The sequence below is a fragment of the Flavobacterium bomense genome (genome assembly GCF_003970355.1).
On record NZ_RYDJ01000001.1, the window covers coordinates 287877 to 304820 of the forward strand.

At 32.1% G+C, this 16944-nt stretch carries 16 protein-coding genes; 5 read left to right on the forward strand and 11 right to left on the reverse strand.

The features are described 5' to 3' along the window. Nucleotide 1: 1 nt before the first annotated feature. The 7 genes from EKL98_RS01255 to EKL98_RS01285 form a co-directional block, all read right to left on the reverse strand. On the reverse strand, nucleotides 2–787 hold the full coding sequence (locus tag EKL98_RS01255) for a DUF4292 domain-containing protein (RefSeq protein ID WP_126561344.1): 786 nt from the start codon (nucleotides 785–787) through the stop codon (nucleotides 2–4). Further along, the gene (locus EKL98_RS01260) at nucleotides 787–2136 is read right to left on the reverse strand and encodes a tetratricopeptide repeat protein (protein WP_126561345.1); all 1350 of its coding nucleotides are present in this window, start codon (nucleotides 2134–2136) and stop codon (nucleotides 787–789) included. Before EKL98_RS01260 ends, EKL98_RS01255 begins: the two co-directional genes overlap by 1 nt. Before the next feature lie 417 nt (nucleotides 2137–2553). Beyond that, entirely contained in the window at nucleotides 2554–3564 is a 1011-nt protein-coding gene (locus EKL98_RS01265) for a sugar phosphate nucleotidyltransferase (protein ID WP_126561346.1), read from the reverse strand. 84 nt (nucleotides 3565–3648) lie between these two features. Next, nucleotides 3649–4083, reverse strand: coding sequence for a dUTP diphosphatase (gene dut / locus EKL98_RS01270; protein WP_126457809.1), 435 nt, complete (start codon nucleotides 4081–4083; stop codon nucleotides 3649–3651). A 177-nt stretch (nucleotides 4084–4260) separates the two neighbouring features. Then, entirely contained in the window at nucleotides 4261–5727 is a 1467-nt protein-coding gene (locus tag EKL98_RS01275; RefSeq protein WP_126561491.1) for a lipopolysaccharide biosynthesis protein, read from the reverse strand. 123 nt (nucleotides 5728–5850) lie between these two features. Then, nucleotides 5851–6309, reverse strand: a complete 459-nt coding sequence (locus tag EKL98_RS01280; RefSeq protein ID WP_126457807.1) for a hypothetical protein — start codon at nucleotides 6307–6309, stop codon at nucleotides 5851–5853. 10 nt (nucleotides 6310–6319) lie between these two features. Continuing rightward, a complete protein-coding gene (locus EKL98_RS01285; protein ID WP_126457805.1) occupies nucleotides 6320–6763 on the reverse strand; it encodes a GNAT family N-acetyltransferase in 444 nt (147 codons plus the stop codon). Between the two features lie 406 nt (nucleotides 6764–7169). Between EKL98_RS01285 and EKL98_RS01290 the strand changes: the two genes are divergently transcribed. From EKL98_RS01290 to EKL98_RS01310, 5 genes are all read left to right on the forward strand, one after another. Further along, nucleotides 7170–8630 carry a hypothetical protein gene (locus tag EKL98_RS01290; RefSeq protein WP_126552891.1) on the forward strand — a complete coding sequence of 487 codons (1461 nt, stop codon included), beginning with the start codon at nucleotides 7170–7172 and terminating at the stop codon, nucleotides 8628–8630. Nucleotides 8631–8680: 50 nt separating this feature from the next. Continuing rightward, complete coding sequence (locus EKL98_RS01295; protein WP_091259556.1) at nucleotides 8681–9343, forward strand: hypothetical protein; 663 nt, start codon at nucleotides 8681–8683, stop codon at nucleotides 9341–9343. 83 nt (nucleotides 9344–9426) lie between these two features. Next, nucleotides 9427–10053, forward strand: a complete 627-nt coding sequence (locus EKL98_RS01300) for a hypothetical protein (protein WP_126457799.1) — start codon at nucleotides 9427–9429, stop codon at nucleotides 10051–10053. Nucleotides 10054–10222: 169 nt separating this feature from the next. Then, on the forward strand, nucleotides 10223–10993 hold the full coding sequence (locus EKL98_RS01305) for a hypothetical protein (RefSeq protein WP_126561347.1): 771 nt from the start codon (nucleotides 10223–10225) through the stop codon (nucleotides 10991–10993). Further along, a complete protein-coding gene (locus EKL98_RS01310) occupies nucleotides 10987–11964 on the forward strand; it encodes a hypothetical protein (RefSeq protein WP_126457795.1) in 978 nt (325 codons plus the stop codon). The genes EKL98_RS01305 and EKL98_RS01310 overlap by 7 nt, the downstream gene beginning before the upstream one ends. 60 nt (nucleotides 11965–12024) lie before the next feature. Here the strand turns inward: EKL98_RS01310 and EKL98_RS01315 are convergent, their stop codons facing one another. Genes EKL98_RS01315 through EKL98_RS01330 form a run of 4 tightly spaced genes read right to left on the reverse strand, consistent with a single transcriptional unit; the run spans nucleotide 12025 to nucleotide 16927 of the window. After that, nucleotides 12025–12873: a thiopeptide-type bacteriocin biosynthesis protein gene (locus tag EKL98_RS01315; RefSeq protein ID WP_126457793.1), complete on the reverse strand. Its 849-nt coding sequence runs from the start codon at nucleotides 12871–12873 to the stop codon at nucleotides 12025–12027. 3 nt (nucleotides 12874–12876) lie between these two features. After that, nucleotides 12877–15087, reverse strand: coding sequence for a lantibiotic dehydratase family protein (locus tag EKL98_RS01320; RefSeq protein WP_126457792.1), 2211 nt, complete (start codon nucleotides 15085–15087; stop codon nucleotides 12877–12879). Then, nucleotides 15087–16751 (reverse strand): S8 family serine peptidase, encoded by a 1665-nt coding sequence (locus EKL98_RS01325; protein ID WP_126457791.1) that lies wholly within the window; start codon nucleotides 16749–16751, stop codon nucleotides 15087–15089. Before EKL98_RS01325 ends, EKL98_RS01320 begins: the two co-directional genes overlap by 1 nt. Beyond that, nucleotides 16748–16927, reverse strand: a complete 180-nt coding sequence (locus EKL98_RS01330) for a hypothetical protein (RefSeq protein WP_126457790.1) — start codon at nucleotides 16925–16927, stop codon at nucleotides 16748–16750. The genes EKL98_RS01325 and EKL98_RS01330 overlap by 4 nt, the downstream gene beginning before the upstream one ends. Nucleotides 16928–16944: the final 17 nt, after the last annotated feature.

Below are 16944 nucleotides of genomic sequence, written 5' to 3' on the forward strand. Positions count from 1 at the left end.
TTTACTTAATTATAATTCTTTTGTACCCATTTGGAACACTATAAGGAAAAGAAAGTTCTTCATTGAAAGTTACCGTATTGTAATCTAAACTGATTTCGGTAGTTCCTTTCTTCTGAAACGTATTAATTAAAACACTTGTAGGCAATGTTGTCTCGTTGTATACTTTGTTGTCTGTGTATGTAACTTTGATCGTTCGCTCTTCGGCAGTTTGTGTAATTTCTTGCTTTTGAACTAAAAATTTATCGGCATCTAAAAAGAATGATTTTTTCGTGTTTTTGTTCGATGTATCATCTAATCGATAGGTTTGTTCCAATAATGTTCCTAGATATTTTCCTTTAGTCAAATCATCAATAGCCTGACCTAATAACATGTTCTGGATTTTATTATAATCCAAATCCGTTCCTAACCACTGGCTTAAACTGCTGAAATCCCCTTCAAAATAGTTTCCGTTGATTTTTTCGTAATAGCTCACCGTGGAAGGCGTAATCAATGCTTTTGCCATTGTAATTCCAAGAAAACGAATGCTTACTAAAATTTGTTCGTCTTTCTTGATTTTAATTTCTGCGGTAACGTTTTGGGTCTGCTTGTCATCCGCATAACGCGCGCTTGACTTAATGTATAATGTAGAAAATTCATTTTTATTGTTATAATGATTTTCTATTATTTTTTTGGCTGACATATACCCCGCTTCAGCAACGGGCTCATTACTGGCAGCAACCACAATGGCTTTAGATTTACAAGAAATCATAAAAACAGTAAGTAGAACTACTATTGAAATTTTTTTCATTATTTTTTTTCTTTTAATAATTGATTGGCTTTAGAGAAAAACAAGTCTTTTTTCTTGAAATCTCCCAAACCATTATACGCTTCTCCAAGTTGAATATTGAAATTGATTTCCAACTCTTTATTCTCCACTACATAATCCATGCCCATTTCTAAAAAACCCTTCGCCTTTTTAAATTGTTGCAGCTGATTGTTGGCTAAACCCGCATAATAATAAAACTGAGGCTGCGTTGGAAAAGTCTCCATAAGTGCCGAAGCTTTCCTAGCTACTGTATCAAATTGTTTCATCTCCGTATGCGCTTGAAGCAAAAGTAAATTCGTTCCGACGGCATCATCAGATTCCTTATTTGCTGATTTTTCATAATACATAATTGCTTTGTTCCATTGTTTTTTAGCATGGAAAAACTTCCCAATTTCTTTGGCAACATCAACGGAAGTATCCTTGTCAAAATAGCCGACAGCCTTCTCTAAATCAGCCGAATATTGCGGATTTTTATCGGTAAAAACCAGAAACTCATTCAGAATTCGGTGTTTAATTTTCGAATCAATTTTGGCACTGGCCAAAACAATATTCATTGCTTTAATGGCTTTTGGTGCGTCATTAGCATCCAAGTAATTTTTGAATACACTTACTTGTGCCCACTCCGAATCTGGGATTGCTTTTTCGAGTTTTTTGACGGTTTCAAACGCTTTTGACTCTTCATTATTTTTCGAATACAAAAAAATTAAACTGATATAATTGAACTCATCCTGTGGGTTTTTAGCAATCAGATCTTCCAGATTGGTAATCTCCATATTCTGAAATTTTCCTACAGACAGAATCTGGCTTTTGTATAATTCCCTTCTATCTGTTTTTCCGATGGTTTCATTAAGTTCCTGAATCAGTGCCAAAGCTTTCTCATACTGATTAGTCCCCATATAAAGTGAGGTCAAATCTTCTTTGTACTTGGGATCAAATTCAATCAACTTATTGATGACGGTAATTTCCTGAGTAAAATTTTTAGTTTCGTAACTCACATCATACATTCCTATCCAGAACCACTTGTTTTTAGGATCAATTTTAGTGGCGTTTTCAAAGTAATTATAAGCACTTTTATACTCTTTTAATGCTAAATAATTCTTCCCTAACTCATAATATACGGCGGCATCATTGGGTTTAATTTTATTGGCTTTATCCAAAGCTACAATTGCTTTATCATAGTTCTCAATCCCTTTTTGCAACAACGATTCATAAAAAAGTTCCTGAAACTGATCCGTATCGAGCTTTATTTCCTCAGGTTCTGTTTGTGCCCACAGCAAAGCCGAATTGCATTGCAAAACGAGAAATAAAATTATGAAAGCGCTTTTTTTCATGCTGTATTTTTAATCCTGAATCTTTTTTATATAATACCACTTAACATTACAAATAATAACATTTCGTCGCATACTTGTTTAAACATATAAGTCATATAAGTTTTGAATTAATTCAAGTAAAACCAATAGTTCATTTAAGCGAAGCCACATAGCCTTGCAAGACTCGTATGTTTAAAATTAAATATTTTTATTTTTGATTATAGCATTTAAGTAGTTGGACCTATTTAATGTCATACTAAAAAATGAGTGAAATACTATTTGATATATAAGTCATATAAGAATTAAACCTTAAATGACCTTATGATTGTTTAAGTTACATAAGGCCAACACAATTGAAACTTAAACTTACATGACTTATATGGTAAAAAAATGCAACATTGTTTTATTCTTATTGCTTAGTGCATTAATTGAATCCTTTTACTCCAATACCGAATAATCCCCAATGCTAATACTGGAAAAATTACCGTCGAAACTAACGTGATTCCCAATCATTGCATTGTCTAAATTCGCATTTTTGATATGAGAATGGGTTTGTACCAAACTGTTTTTTATTGTACTGTTTGAAACATGGCATCCATCTCCTAAAGATACATTAGGACCAACAGTTGCGTTAATCAAAATTACATTTTTACCGATATAACAAGGCGGAATTATAGTCGAATTCTCTAATTTGACATCAAAATCCACTAAATGTTCGCCATCATTATGCAAGAATCCTAACATTCTGGAATTGGTTTCAACGGTTACATTCTTGTTGCCACAATCCATCCATTCGTCCACTTTACCGGGAACAAATTTCATGCCTTTAGCCATCATTTGTTTGATACCATCATTTATTTGATATTCACCACCGTGGATAATATTGTTATCTAATACTAATTGTAATTCGTTTTTCAGCACGGCCACATCTTTAAAATAGTAAATTCCGATAACGGCAAGATCTGAGACAAAAGTTACCGGTTTCTCTACTAATTCTACTATTTCATTTGCTTCATTCAGTTTTACAACACCAAAAGCTTCTGGCTGATCTACTTGTTTTACCCAAATCACGCTATCCGCAGTTGCATCTAAATCGAAATCAGCACGAATTAACGTATCTGCGTAAGCAATAACTGCAGGTCCGCTCAAAGAATCTTTGGCACACATAATAGCGTGACCCGTTCCTAAAGCTTCGTTTTGGTAATAAATAGTGCCTTTGGCGCCTAATTTTTGTGCAATAGCAATTAGTTCCTCTTCTATTTTTTTGCCAAAACTTTCATGAATAATAAAGGCTACTTCTTCGATCGCTTGATTTAATACGCCTGCAATATCCTCAACTAGGCGGTGTACAATTGGTTTTCCTACAATAGGAATTAATGGTTTAGGAATGGTTAATGTATGCGGGCGAAGGCGTGAACCACGACCAGCCATTGGGACAATTATTTTCATGTTTTTTTATTGAAAGATTAAACGATTGAAAAATTTAAAGAGTATCGCAAATCTTTAAATTTTTCAATCTTTAAATTATTAAATCTATTTCACTCCCGTACTACCAAAACCACCTTCACCTCTGGAGGTTTCAGTTAATTCCTGAACTTCTGTCCATTCTGCGCGTTCGTGTTTTGCAATGATGAGTTGTGCTATGCGTTCTCCGTTTTGGATCACAAAATCCTGATTGGATAAATTTACTAAAATAACTCCAATTTCACCACGATAATCGGCATCTACTGTTCCGGGTGCGTTCAATACTGTGATTCCGTTTTTAGCAGCGAGACCGCTTCGAGGTCTTACTTGCGCTTCGTAACCTATGGGTAGTTCTATGAAAAGTCCTGTTTTTACGATGGCTCGATCTAATGGTTTTAATGTTATAGATGCTGTTAAGTTAGCACGTAAATCCATTCCGGCAGAGGCTATGGTTTCATAGTTTGGTAAGGCATGTTGTGATTTGTTGATGATGTTTATTGTCATTTTTTTTATTTTTATGTGCTGTAGGGACAAGTCGCGACTTGTCCCTACTTGTCCGTATATGTTCTTTTGTATTGTTTTCGATTTTTTAGCCCTGATTGAAGCGGCATCCTTTTCTTTTTTTCTTTAAAAAAGAAAAGATACAGCAAAAAGCAGGAAATAGCTCCTAAAAACTAGATTCTAATTCTTTTTTCGGTTCAACATTTTGATTAATAATTCTTTCTCGTTGTAGTAAATAAAATATAGGAATGCTAACAATAGCGGCACTCCAACTAAATAATTTTCTCTAAAGCCATAAAATGAAACTGCTGAAAAACCTATGGAAATCACTAAATACATGGCAATTTTATTGGTTTCGTACGGTATGGGGTAATATTTGTTTCCAAAATAATAAGAGATGGTCATCATGCTCCCATAAGCCGCAATGGTGGCAATTGCAGAACCGTAATAACTCATTGTAGGAATTAAAAGAAAGTTTAATGCTAAGGTAATGATGGCTCCCACTATAGAAATGTATGCACCAATATGCGTTTTGTCAATGAGTTTGTACCAAACGGAAAGGTTGGTGTAAATGCCTAGGAAAAAATTAGCCAAAATAATTAATGGTACTACTTTCATGGCTTCCCAATAGGAATCATCTCGGATCATAATAACTTTGAGCAGATCAGCAAAAACGATGACGGACAGTAATATAAACGACCCAAAAATGACAAAATATTTGGTAATTGTAGCATAGGTTTGTGGCGCATCTTTACTATTAGAATGGCTAAAAAAGAAGGGTTCGATTCCCAAAGTATAGGCAGTTCGGTACAAGACCATGAACAAACCGAGTTTGTAGCAGGCGTTATACACTCCCACTTCGGCATCAGCAATGTCAGGAGGCAATAAGTATCCCAATAAAATTTTGTCAAATTGGTCGTTGATGGCAAATGCTATTCCGGCCACCATAACAGGCATACCGTATTGCATCATGCGTTTCCAAAGCGAATAATCAAAATGCCATTTCAATATAAAGTAATTGGGTGACAACACTATAAAGGTCAGTAGACTGGCAATTAAATTAGACACAAAAATATAGCCTATCTGAAAATCTTCCAAGTAAAAAGAACCTAAAAAACTATCCGGGTTTGATTGTGAAATCACCGGTAAATAACTCAAAAAGAAAAGGTTCAAAAATAAATTGACAGCTACATTTCCTATTTTGATTATGGCGTATTTTATCGGTTGTTGATTGACTCTTAATTTAGAAAAAGGAACAATCACCAAAGCGTCGAGCACTAAAATCCAGATGTTATACGTAATAAATTGCGCTTCAATTCCGGCCCAAACGGCTAATTTATTGCGGAATAATAATGCTATAAATAGAAACGAAATGGAAGTCCAAAAAAGCGAAACGGATGTGGTTTCCACTACCGATTTCTTGTCTGTTTCTTTATTGTAAAATCTAAAAAAAGCGGTTTCCATTCCGTACGCAAGAATGACATTAAAAAAAATCATGCCGGCAAAAATGATGGAAAGTTTTCCGTATGCTGCTTTTGGAAGTAAATCCGTATATAAGGGCACCAAAAAAAAACTGAACATTCGCGGGACAACCGTTGCTAACCCGTAAATCGCAGTCTGTTTAAAAAGATTTTTATATAATCCCAAAATGGCGTATTTGTTTAAATTGATATCGACAAAAATAACCAATTCTTTGGTTTAAATGACCTCAGTACCTTTTTGTTTTTACTGCTGTTTTGTCTTAGAAAATATTTGATTTGAAGATTTTAATTAGAGCGGTTTTTCGAAGACATTGGAGATTTTCAAATAATACGTTTTATTTTTTAGCTTGTATTTTAATACTGCTTCTGTGGATTTGATATCGAATTTGGTCTTTGAAATTATAGGTGCTTTGTTGCAATATTCTTTGGTGGGATTTATATCCATAATCAAATCTTCTTTTTTATTGCTTTGTAAAAATGAAGATTTAAAGTCTTTTGGTGTAATTTCCTGAACTAGAGATTCTTGATTGTGAAAATAGATTTTCTCCAATTTGATGTTTGCCGCAAGCGGTTTTTTGAATTCGATATAAAAATTGATCACGCTGCTTTCCGTATCTTTTTTCACTTTTTGGTAGAATACTGATTGTATTTCTTGAGGGAATTCCGTTTGAAGTTCGTGTTTCATAGCACAAAAAGTAAGGCTGATAGCGGTAATCACAGAGAAAAAAATTATTTTATATCCTTTCATAATTTTCTCTTTAACTTAGACCTTCTTCGTTTAAAATTTTAAGAAAGTGAAACCCTTTGGGTACGTAACCTTGGTTGTAATAAAAGCGATGTGCGGTGAAATTTCCGGTAAAGGCATCTAAAACGATCATCGTACAGCCCGTTTTTTTTGCCAAAGCATCAACATAATCCGTCAACATTTTGCCAATTCCTTTTTTGCGGTGATCTGGGTGTACAATAAAATTATCAATTTCTAAATACTTGCCAGACCAGAGTTTAGTTCCTGACCACAATCCAGAGAGTCCAACACATACATCACCTTCAAAAACGGCAATTTGCTTGTAGTTGTGTGGGATCATCTCTGTGAGATACGCATCGTATTTGTCTAAAGTGAAATTCGTATATAAATGTAGCATAACTTCATATTGAGCTAACATTTCCTGTTTAGTGGTCAGTTCTCTAATTTCTAATTTCATATTTGCTTTTCAAAAATGTAAAATTAGAGAAAAAGGAATGAGATTGAAAGTGATGATAGGGTAAATTTTTGAGAAATCTAATTGAAAATTTTGAAGTTTAATAAGTGTCATTTATCGCGCAACACCTAAAATTAGAGCTTATAGCTTAAATTCATAGAAAAAATCATGTTTTCAAATTATTGATGTTCAGGTATTTTAAAAAAATATTCACGGAATTAAGACACGGAATTCCGTGAATTCCGATAACAAGTGTTTGTATGTTAAAATATATGAGGGTAGTTTTGGAGTCAAGAAAAACAAATAAGTTCTTAGTAAGACGTTATTTAGAATTAAGTTTTTTTTCTAAAATGATATTGTAGCTACTTATCTAAAATTTATCAATTTAAAACAATTAAAACAATCTTAAATGAGAACAAAATTTATAATGAGAAAAAGTATATTCCTACTTTCCTTCTGCCTCTTGGTAATCAGTTGTTCTACTGAAAACAATAGTGAAACACTAGAAAAAACAAATTTAAATTCAAAACAGAAGTTAGTACAAGAAACTGCTATTTTGTTAGGCAAGTTATTAACTGACTCTGAAGTCAAAAACGCTTTAAATAACAAAATGAAAGAAGTTGACAAAGATGCAAATATTGTATCTTTTGCATACTTACTTGAACAAGAAGAAGGTTTAAGAAAAAATGAACAAGCTACGTTCAAAAACCAAATAAATAATTTAAGAAAGCAAAATATTTTTAAAAATGCTTTAAGAAAAGAGTTTGAAAATAATTCTAATGATTATAAAACAATTAAAGAAATTTTGGACAAAAACTTAACTTCTAAGAACAATTTTAGATCTACAGCGTTTATTGCAGATGAATTAACTAATCTTCTTGTTTCACAGGAATTACAAATTTTTTTTCCATTTGATCCTGAATATGAAAATGATGATCAAAATGCACAAGAATATTATGTTTCATTCGATCCGCTAAACAATTCGCAAACAAACATCGGATTTCAATTTAATACAGGCTACAGTGATTATGAAATTATTAATAATCTTGATAACAATTTTTTAGATAACAATCCCGTTTATGTAATCGTACCTATAGATCCATGTGATATTGCTGGTAGACCTTGTAATTTTATAGAACTGTTACCTACACCTTTAGACCAAAATAATGAACTGATAACTAGTGAGAATCAATTCATGGTTTACAATCCTAGTGGATTTACTAATAATAACAATACAATACCAACAACAACATTACTGACAACAAATACCAATCATAATAATATTCCCGAAACAGATGGTATCAGTTCCTATATCCCAAGAATAAGAATAAATGGAACTGGTTACATGGGGTTTGGTGGCACACATCAAAAGTTGAGATTTTACCGCGGCACAACTGATGGTTCTGTCACACAAAACGCAGATGGCACAATAACAGCTTCTCCAAAAGATTATATTGTAAAAGAATTCAGATGTAAAAGAAAACATGTCAAAGATAAAAATTGGGTTGATTTTGGTGCTGAATTTGACCAAGATTGGAACATGAGCGAAAATACACAGGATTTCGCTATTTTTTCCATACATAACTTGAAGGCTACAGCATCTTTTGAACTTTCCATGAAGTCAGGTTTTAAACTTGAAGATGGTAAAATTAAACCAAATGCCGAGGCAAGCGGTTCAGCTAAAATTAATGTTTCAGTCGGTAATGCAAAGTTTAGGACAAATGCAGAAATCTCACGTAGAATTGTTTTAGCAACTATTGTAGGTCTTGGCGCTACTGGTGAAACAGTCAGTGATGGTGGTGTGGATTATAATGTGAAGAAAAATGGCATTGTAGATTACTACTTTAAACACTATTATACCGACCTTTAATTATTAATTAGATGCTGTATCTTTGGTACAGCATCTACATTTATGTTGTTATGAAAAAAAATTTTACAGTTTTATTTATCTTTATTTTTACAATCTCATCTGCTCAAAACGAAAGCGTTTATGTGTCAATTGGCAAACCTTGGTTTCCTGATAAAGAAAGCAACTTAAATAATTTTTCACTAGGTTTAAATTATCAAAATAGATTTTCTCAGTCTTTTGCATTTGATTTGTATTTAGAATACAATCAAAGTAATGATTTTCCTCGTTTTTTTGATGATGCAACAGCAGTCGATAATTATTTAATGGATCAAACCTACTCAGGTGTATATTTTAATTCGCTTTGGTCAAAAATAAATACTGTTACTGTAGGAACTAAGATAGATTATCTATTTGTTAATAATGATCGGTTTTTATTTAATTTTAATTTAGGTGCTGGCTATTTGTTTTCATATTCTAGAGCGCATGATGTAAAAAATTGGACTTATGATTTTAATAATGGACAGATACTTACTTATGAAAATGGAACCACTTCAGGTAATTTAAATACTTTTTATTATACCTTAGGATTACAATTTCAATGTACATTTTATAAGAATTACTTTGTTGGTATCAGTCCGTACTATTTAATGCCTATTGGCGAAAAAAAAATTAACTCAATTCCGGTGTATCCTAACCACTATAACCTTACTTTAAATATTGGTAAAAGATTCTAATTATCATAAAATTATTTTTAGAAAAATGATTCAATAAAACATTCATTAAAATTAAAAAACAGTTACTTATAAAATCTAATCCTATGAAAAATAGACTACTATTAACTATATTTTTTCTTTCAACTTCTTTATTTGCTCAAGAAAACAAAGAACAAAAAATTGAAATTTCGTTCTCTTATGGTCTATCCTACATCGAGTACTCCAAATCCTTTTTAGATGATCCCGTACCTTTTGAATTGCCAAATATTGGCTCGTTTTATGAAATAAATTTTGATTTTAAATTACCTAAAGACCGCTACATTGGATTAGGTTATTCTAGGTTACAGCATGCAAAAAATATAGATGATGGTGTAATACTTACTTCAACCAATACTGGTTTGGTTTTACAAAACTATAGAAACATTCATACCAAAGACTTTTATGATGTTCATTTTAGAACCGTTTTTAAAAACAATTTGCAGTTTACGCTTGGAGCATACTATTTTATTGAAAATATGAACAGAAGCGATATTACTAATATTGATAACAATACTGTGTTTGTGTTAATAAACGAAAAAAATCGAGCAGACAATTTGGGTTTATTTGGATCTTTAGAATATTATTTCAAACTCAATAGTTATGCTGAACTTGGTTTAAAAAGCAAGTTGTATTATTCATTAAATGGTGTTGAAACCATAGCTATATTACCTACTTTAAGAGTAAAATTATAACGTAATGATTGTTACTTGTTATGTAGCAAATCGAATAGAAATGTTCAGTAATTTTGCTATTTTCCAACATAAAAAATGATGGTGCTAAAGTCAATTTTTAAAGGATGCTTACAATGTTTGGGAAGGTACTGCATCAGAGGGTTGGCAAAGAGACAACATCTATTATGGATTGACTCCTAGCAAGCAAAAAGGAGCAATTAGTGGTGGGAAGTATAGAGAATACATAACCTCTTTCAAAATGTCGGGAAATGATGCACAAGGAGCATTTAATACTATTTCAAACACAGATGACCCAAAACAAGTAACTGATTATAGACTCAATAGCTCCTCCGGATGGACAGACGGACAATTTGAATTTATGATTTATTGCTTTTATGGATCAAAAGCATCAAACACTGGTGAATCAGATAAAAAAGGCTTTTTTGCTAAACCGTCTGATTTATTTGAATTAAAACATGAAGCATACAGCAGATTTAATTGGCCTTTCAAAAAAACTTACATTCGTACAACTATAATTGGCTTAAAAACTATAAATTTTTTGAATAATAATTACGGTACAGTGTTAGAATTTCAAACGTGGGATTTAAATAGATTTTCAAATGAATGGAAATTTTCTTTTGAAGAAGTAGATGATCCATTAATAATTGAAACTAAACAATCAATAAGCTCAAAATTCAATGCTAACTTTTCTACCGAATTAAGCGGGACAATTTTAGAGGTTGTTAAAGTGAACACGAAATATGGAGCGTCAATTGAAGAATCAAAATCAAATGATTATATCGTCAAAAGAACAACGAAAAGCAACAATTTATTCGACTCTGTAATTCCTTTTTACGATAATGTAGTAAATAAAAATCCTAATACTGGGCAATTTGCTACAAGAACATATTATACTGGTAAAGTAGAGTTTCAAGTAAGACCAATTCAAGTTCAATGGTAGGCACAAAAAAAAACATATCCACCTACGGTAAGTACTGTAGGTGGTTTTTAATAAAAGCAAATAGTTTGCTTTTATTCCTTTTTATAGCATCTTGTGAAAGAGAAGAAGTTCTTAAAGAAGAAGTTGTGAATTCTCTAAATATTAAAATTGACAATGAACAGTTAAATTTAATAAATAGTCGCATCGGCTCCAACGAAAGTTGTGAAAGTTTATTTTTTAGTTGTAGCTATCAAAACAATAAAAATCCAGGTTTTAGAATTGAATTCTCGCTATTGAAAAATGGTACGTTAAAAAATATTACACTTTTTGACTATAGAAATCAAAATGCACATTTTGAATCTGCCGATTTTAACCCTAAAGGCTTAATGACAATATCAAATTTCAACTACGATGAAACAAAAAAGTACCTTCATTTTGATTTTAAAGGATATCTATTAGAACAATCTTACTATGATGAATTAGACATTGATAAAAAAAGAAAATATATCGAAGGGTCGGTAACTAGTAATAATGTAAGAACTACCGAGTGCCCATATACTTTTACAAATATGAATTTTAAAGGAACTGCTTTAAGTTTTTTTACCGCATTTCATTTTGGCGAATATGATCCGAAACTATTAAATAATCCATATCAAATGTACTTTTACACAGATAACGGATTTAGAGCTTTAATTAAATCTAAAATTAAATTGCCAAATTTAGCAGTAGGCACGTATAAATTTGACCAAAATACAATAGAGAACAGAATTGATTTTGATCAATATGTTGGCATATTTAGAGCTACCCAGTTATTGTGGATTAGAGATATTGATTGGAAAAAATACCAAACAGCTGGCAGTTACACAATTCTTGAGCATACAACTATAAATGAAGAAAAAGTAACTAGAGGCGAAATGAATCTGCAAGTTTATAATAAAGGCGCTTTGATTCACAATATTACAAATGGTAAATTTGTTGTCACTGATTTTTAACTAAAACATTCTATTGTATTATAGAGCAAAAGGGCTTAACTCAAAAGTCAATCCCAATTTTTAATGCCTTCTGAGCTCCTGAGTTTTATAAAACCGATACAAATGGTCGTATATCAGGAGCTCATATTGTCGTTGGCGGGAGGTAAACTGACGATTAACCATCATGTGAATATGGCTGCTTAAAAAATCAAAAAGAGGAATCTCCAACTGACTTTTTATGTTGGAACTTAACAAAGCAATTTCTGATATTTTAGTTTCTATGAAGGGAGTTAATACTTCAAATGGCAAGTCCGTTTTGCCTAGTAGCAAGGCAGTAATTTCTACTTCACGCTTGCGGTATTGGGTATCTAGTCCCTTATTTGTGGCCGCATCGGCATTAAATTCTTTTTTAAAATTCATTTGTAACCGGCGCATCAATTCATGTTTTTCAGACATTGATAACTGAAAACTTTCTAAAAAATGATGAATTGTAAACAGTCCAAACAATAGCTGTGCTGCTACCTCAAAATTGGATTTATGCTTTAAATAGGCTACAATCAACTCACTATGATACCCAAACAAAGTCTCAGAATCTACCATGGTAGCCTCTCCGTACCGCTCCAATTCTCTCTTATAAGTATCCGTTTGTACTTTCCAAACTAAATGGTTGACCAATAACTTCTCAAAAACAGGATGGAATGAACTGATAATGGTAGCTATTGCTTCTGGTTTGGTTACTAAAAAACGAAGACGAAGATGCGAATCAGGATCGTTATACCGAATAAAAAACCATTTGGCAATTATCTTTTCCTTTTGTAAATCTAAAATTAAGGGATACAACTTTTCAGATAATATAAGATCTGCTGTTTTTACTCCAGTGTATATTTTATAATACAGCCATTCACTTCCTATGCAAAAATCCCTTTTCATACTTTACAATTGGTCTTTATAATAGGATAGAATGAACTGATTGGCAAAATTTTCACCTTTTGCGTTTTTCACCACAGATTCCTCTGTAAATAGAAATTCTTCTAAAGTGATTTTAACATGATTTACAACTGATTTCAAAAATAATTGAATCCCTATATTTGTCTCAAAATCAAGTAACAATGTGTTGTCAAAATGAGCCCAATTTACAAGACTAGGAATGCTTCGTTGTTTTCTCCAAATCGAAAAAGCTTCAAATAATAGAATGCCATCCATTTTATAAAAAGGCATAATTTCAGTTTTACTTACGATCCATTTTGATTTTGAAAGTAGTACTCCGTTATATTCAACCCTTGGAAAAAAATCATAATGCGTTTCTAAAACACCCCAACTGAAACTGTAAATAGGCTTTACATCTTGCGACTGTAAATCACATAAAAAATGATAAACAGGCAGCGATTTAGTAACATAATTATGGGCATTTGACAAACAAGGAATAACTTCTTTATTGTGTTTCTTAGATCGCAAAATAATTTTGTTGTTGCGTATCGAAATCATTAAATCATTTAAGTCAATCGTGTAGTCTTTAGTTGCTGCCGAATTAGCCAAATAGGCAATTTCAAATGCTCTTAAAACAGGTCTTCTTAATATATTACCAGTTCTTGATTCCGGAATATGAACAATCTCTGCTAAAATTTTATCAGAATGATAGGTCGCTTCTTTGGCTACAACTTCATTGGTTAAATTGAAAATAGCATCATTTCCATTACAAAAACGCCCTAATAGTTTGGCGGCACTAACATCCCCCGAAGATTCAATTGATATGATTTCTTTTTCTTGATGCAATGCAATTTCAATCATTACCGAGAAAGTAGCTGGTGCATTATTCCAACTAGGATCAAAATCCGGAAAATCCTTTTCAGAAAGCGATACTGCTTCTTCATTTTTAAGAATACATTGCTGAAGTTTCTTCTCCATTATAAAATCATAAGCCGTCCAAGGTTCGAGGATTGTTTCTTGAACTTTACTTTTAAAAGAAAAATGCTCCAAAATCTCATGCGTATCATTCATTTCAGAATTTTGAAGATACCCAATTCCCGTTTCAGTATCTAAAACAGTTGTCAAAGGCATTTCTCTTGATTCATTCCTTTGTGTGAATGCTTTTATAAAATTAGTATGGTTTTCAGACTTCTTTTGCTTTTGAATTCCGTTTAAAAAACGAACCGCTTGGAAGACTTTATTTTGTGAACTAGTACTCAAAGTATTTACGGAAGCGGTCGTATTTAAATCAGTTTGAAAAAGATATTTTTCATCAAACTCCACACCTGTTTTCTCAATTAAATCCTGTATCGCTTCATAGTCTTTTTCAGAAGGAACAAGCGTTTGGTCTAATACTAAAAATTGAGTTCTTATACTTTGCAAAAGTTGAGAATCTTTTTTTAAGTTCGGAATTTTATCGATGATAGAAAAAACGCGTCCCCATTCATCACTACCTGTAACTGTTGCATCCAATTCACTTACAAGAAACTGAAAATCGATAAGCTGATTAATATATTCTAAAGCTTCTGCGGTTTCAGAATCATCATCGGCAAGAAGACAAACCATTTCATCAACAGTCATCCCTGATGTTGCTTTAAGCACTAATTCACTTAAAAGGGCTGTTTTTCGCAATGCTGAAATGGTATGGACTCTTTTTGTTTTTACATAGTTGTAATCAACATAGCGGTAAAAATCCCCAAGAGCATAGATCGAATTATTAGGATAATATTTAAGATAAGGTATAACTTCTTCTCTTTTAGCAAATTCTCGTAATAATGCCACCCAAAATTGCATGTCAAATTGTGTAAAACGACTAAAATTTTCAGTTGAATTGAGTATAATGTTCGTTTCAGAAGCTATTTTTCCAACTGAACAACCCGCAAATAACCCGAAAGGAGTACAACGAGTTGATATTCGCGCAATGTATTTCAGTAAACTAAGCTGCAAACTCTCCCTTTTTTTAGGTGATACACTGGAAGGATCAGCTTTCCATTTTTTTAAAGCTGTTAGTAGTTCCGGTGAAGCCATACGAATGGCTTCTCTAACATAAGGGTTTTCAAACTGCAGCAATAAGGCCTCTTCGGAATAATTTTCCAATAAATCAAAATAGAAAGGCAATGGAAATAAAGGGGTTCTTAAAACATAGTGCGAGAAAGGACGAACTTGATAGTGGTGCATTATCGTTTCTTTTTACTCACTTTCTCAGCGAGTTGCATCGCGTTATAGACATTTAATACTTTTCCTGATTTAGATAATTCACTAAATTTGATTTTTTTGCCCTCTCCACCAGGGACCAAAACGTCTAAATCGTAAGCCGTTCCTGATTCTAGAATAATTTGTTTAACCTCCTTAGCTGTTAGTTTAGGATAATACGACCATATTAAAGCCGCTGTTCCAGAAACCATGGGTGCTGCAAGTGAAGTACCTGAATCATAGCCATAACTATTGCCTGCGGTTGTGGTATAAATTTTATCTCCAGGAGCAAATAAATCTACATTCTTCTTGCCGTAATTTGAATAAGAGGCCACAAAAGTACTGTCTGCTTTTGCAGTAGTGGCGCCTACATTGATAAAATTATCTACGACTTCTTTTGCATCATCCTTAAATTCTGTATCTGACGGATAATAAGGGTTTTCGTCAATATTGAATTTATTGTTACCCGCAGAATGTACAATCAATACATCCCTTTTCATTGCATACTTTAATGCTTCTATTACCAATTCTTTATATAAAGAAAATTCTTTACCAAATGACATATTGATAACCTTTGCACCATTATCTACTGCATAATATATCGCATTAGCTATATCCTGATCGTATTCATCACCTGATGCCGAAATTACTAACGGCATTATCTTGAAATTATTTTTTGCAATCATCGATACAATACCTGATACCTTAGTTGAATGATTATGCGTAGATCTTTTGCCTGCCTTGTTTTCTGAGATAGTCGCATTTCCATATCCTTTACTAACTAAATAAGGATTGCCTTTAATATATATTCTTTCATCAAAATTTACATTTAGATTTCTGTTGACTATCGAATCTATTCGAACCCTTGTATCTAAAGCTTCCTCAATTGTATTCTCTCCTGCTTGCAATCTTGACTTTATAAAACCTATCATTGCACCAATATCATAATCCTTGTCTTCACGTCTTTGTTTAAAAGTTTTATCATTAATTTTATGCTTGAGATACAAACTATCTAATTCCTTGATTGAATACTTTTCATTAGGAAAATATCTTTTTAAGCTATCTTTTGCTATTTGATAATTATCAACAATGTATTGTTGTGATTTTAACCAGTTGTCATAAGCTCCAAATTGCTTGTTATAAGTGTTGATTATACGTTTATATTCATCACCGCCTAGGTTTTGAATAGTTAATTGAGGATTAGAATTAGCGTTCAAAATTTTCAAAAATCTTACAAATTCAAAATTAACCCAAACTAAATAACCATTATCTCTTGTTCCTATAAAATTCCAACCATTAATATCGTCTACATAGCCATTTTTATCGTCATCTATACCGTTAGAAGGAATTTCATGTTTATTGAACCAAATATTATTCTTTAAATATTCATGATTAGTATCTAATGGAGTGTCAATTATAGCAACCACAACATTATTGTTTCGAACTTTACTTTTAGATGTTTTTTTGACTTGAATAAAATCAATGATAAAAGCATTTTGATCTTTATTGACTTTATGAAACCAATTTAAAGAATCTAAACTTCGCCAACCAGAGCTAATTGATTCATTTTTTAAAACATAAACTCCATTTTTTTTTGTGGCACAACTTAAAATTATACAGACTAAAAAAATTAAATAAATATTTTTCATTTTTTTAAGTTAAAGTTATTGGGAGGAGGCATTAAAGAGTCAGTTACAGTTTCAATGTCACCAGTCAATTTTAAAAAACCACCATTTATTAAATGTAAGTTATCCAATTGAGCTACTTTCATTTTTTCTAAATTGAACTTTGATTGCGTTTTTGTTTGTTTTTTTTCTGTTTTCATGTGATAAAATTATTTAT

Excerpts from the sequence above, each read along its gene's own strand:
- EKL98_RS01255 (WP_126561344.1), bottom strand. The coding sequence starts at position 787 with ATGAAAAAAATTTCAATAGTAGTTCTACTTACTGTTTTTATGATTTCT.
- EKL98_RS01260 (WP_126561345.1), bottom strand. The coding sequence starts at position 2,136 with ATGAAAAAAAGCGCTTTCATAATTTTATTTCTCGTTTTGCAATGCAAT.
- EKL98_RS01265 (WP_126561346.1), bottom strand. The coding sequence starts at position 3,564 with ATGAAAATAATTGTCCCAATGGCTGGTCGTGGTTCACGCCTTCGCCCG.
- dut (WP_126457809.1), bottom strand. The coding sequence starts at position 4,083 with ATGACAATAAACATCATCAACAAATCACAACATGCCTTACCAAACTAT.
- EKL98_RS01280 (WP_126457807.1), bottom strand. The coding sequence starts at position 6,309 with ATGAAAGGATATAAAATAATTTTTTTCTCTGTGATTACCGCTATCAGC.
- EKL98_RS01285 (WP_126457805.1), bottom strand. The coding sequence starts at position 6,763 with ATGAAATTAGAAATTAGAGAACTGACCACTAAACAGGAAATGTTAGCT.
- EKL98_RS01290 (WP_126552891.1), top strand. The coding sequence starts at position 7,170 with ATGAGAACAAAATTTATAATGAGAAAAAGTATATTCCTACTTTCCTTC.
- EKL98_RS01295 (WP_091259556.1), top strand. The coding sequence starts at position 8,681 with ATGAAAAAAAATTTTACAGTTTTATTTATCTTTATTTTTACAATCTCA.
- EKL98_RS01300 (WP_126457799.1), top strand. The coding sequence starts at position 9,427 with ATGAAAAATAGACTACTATTAACTATATTTTTTCTTTCAACTTCTTTA.
- EKL98_RS01310 (WP_126457795.1), top strand. The coding sequence starts at position 10,987 with ATGGTAGGCACAAAAAAAAACATATCCACCTACGGTAAGTACTGTAGG.
- EKL98_RS01315 (WP_126457793.1), bottom strand. The coding sequence starts at position 12,873 with ATGAAAAGGGATTTTTGCATAGGAAGTGAATGGCTGTATTATAAAATA.
- EKL98_RS01320 (WP_126457792.1), bottom strand. The coding sequence starts at position 15,087 with ATGCACCACTATCAAGTTCGTCCTTTCTCGCACTATGTTTTAAGAACC.
- EKL98_RS01325 (WP_126457791.1), bottom strand. The coding sequence starts at position 16,751 with ATGAAAAATATTTATTTAATTTTTTTAGTCTGTATAATTTTAAGTTGT.
- EKL98_RS01330 (WP_126457790.1), bottom strand. The coding sequence starts at position 16,927 with ATGAAAACAGAAAAAAAACAAACAAAAACGCAATCAAAGTTCAATTTA.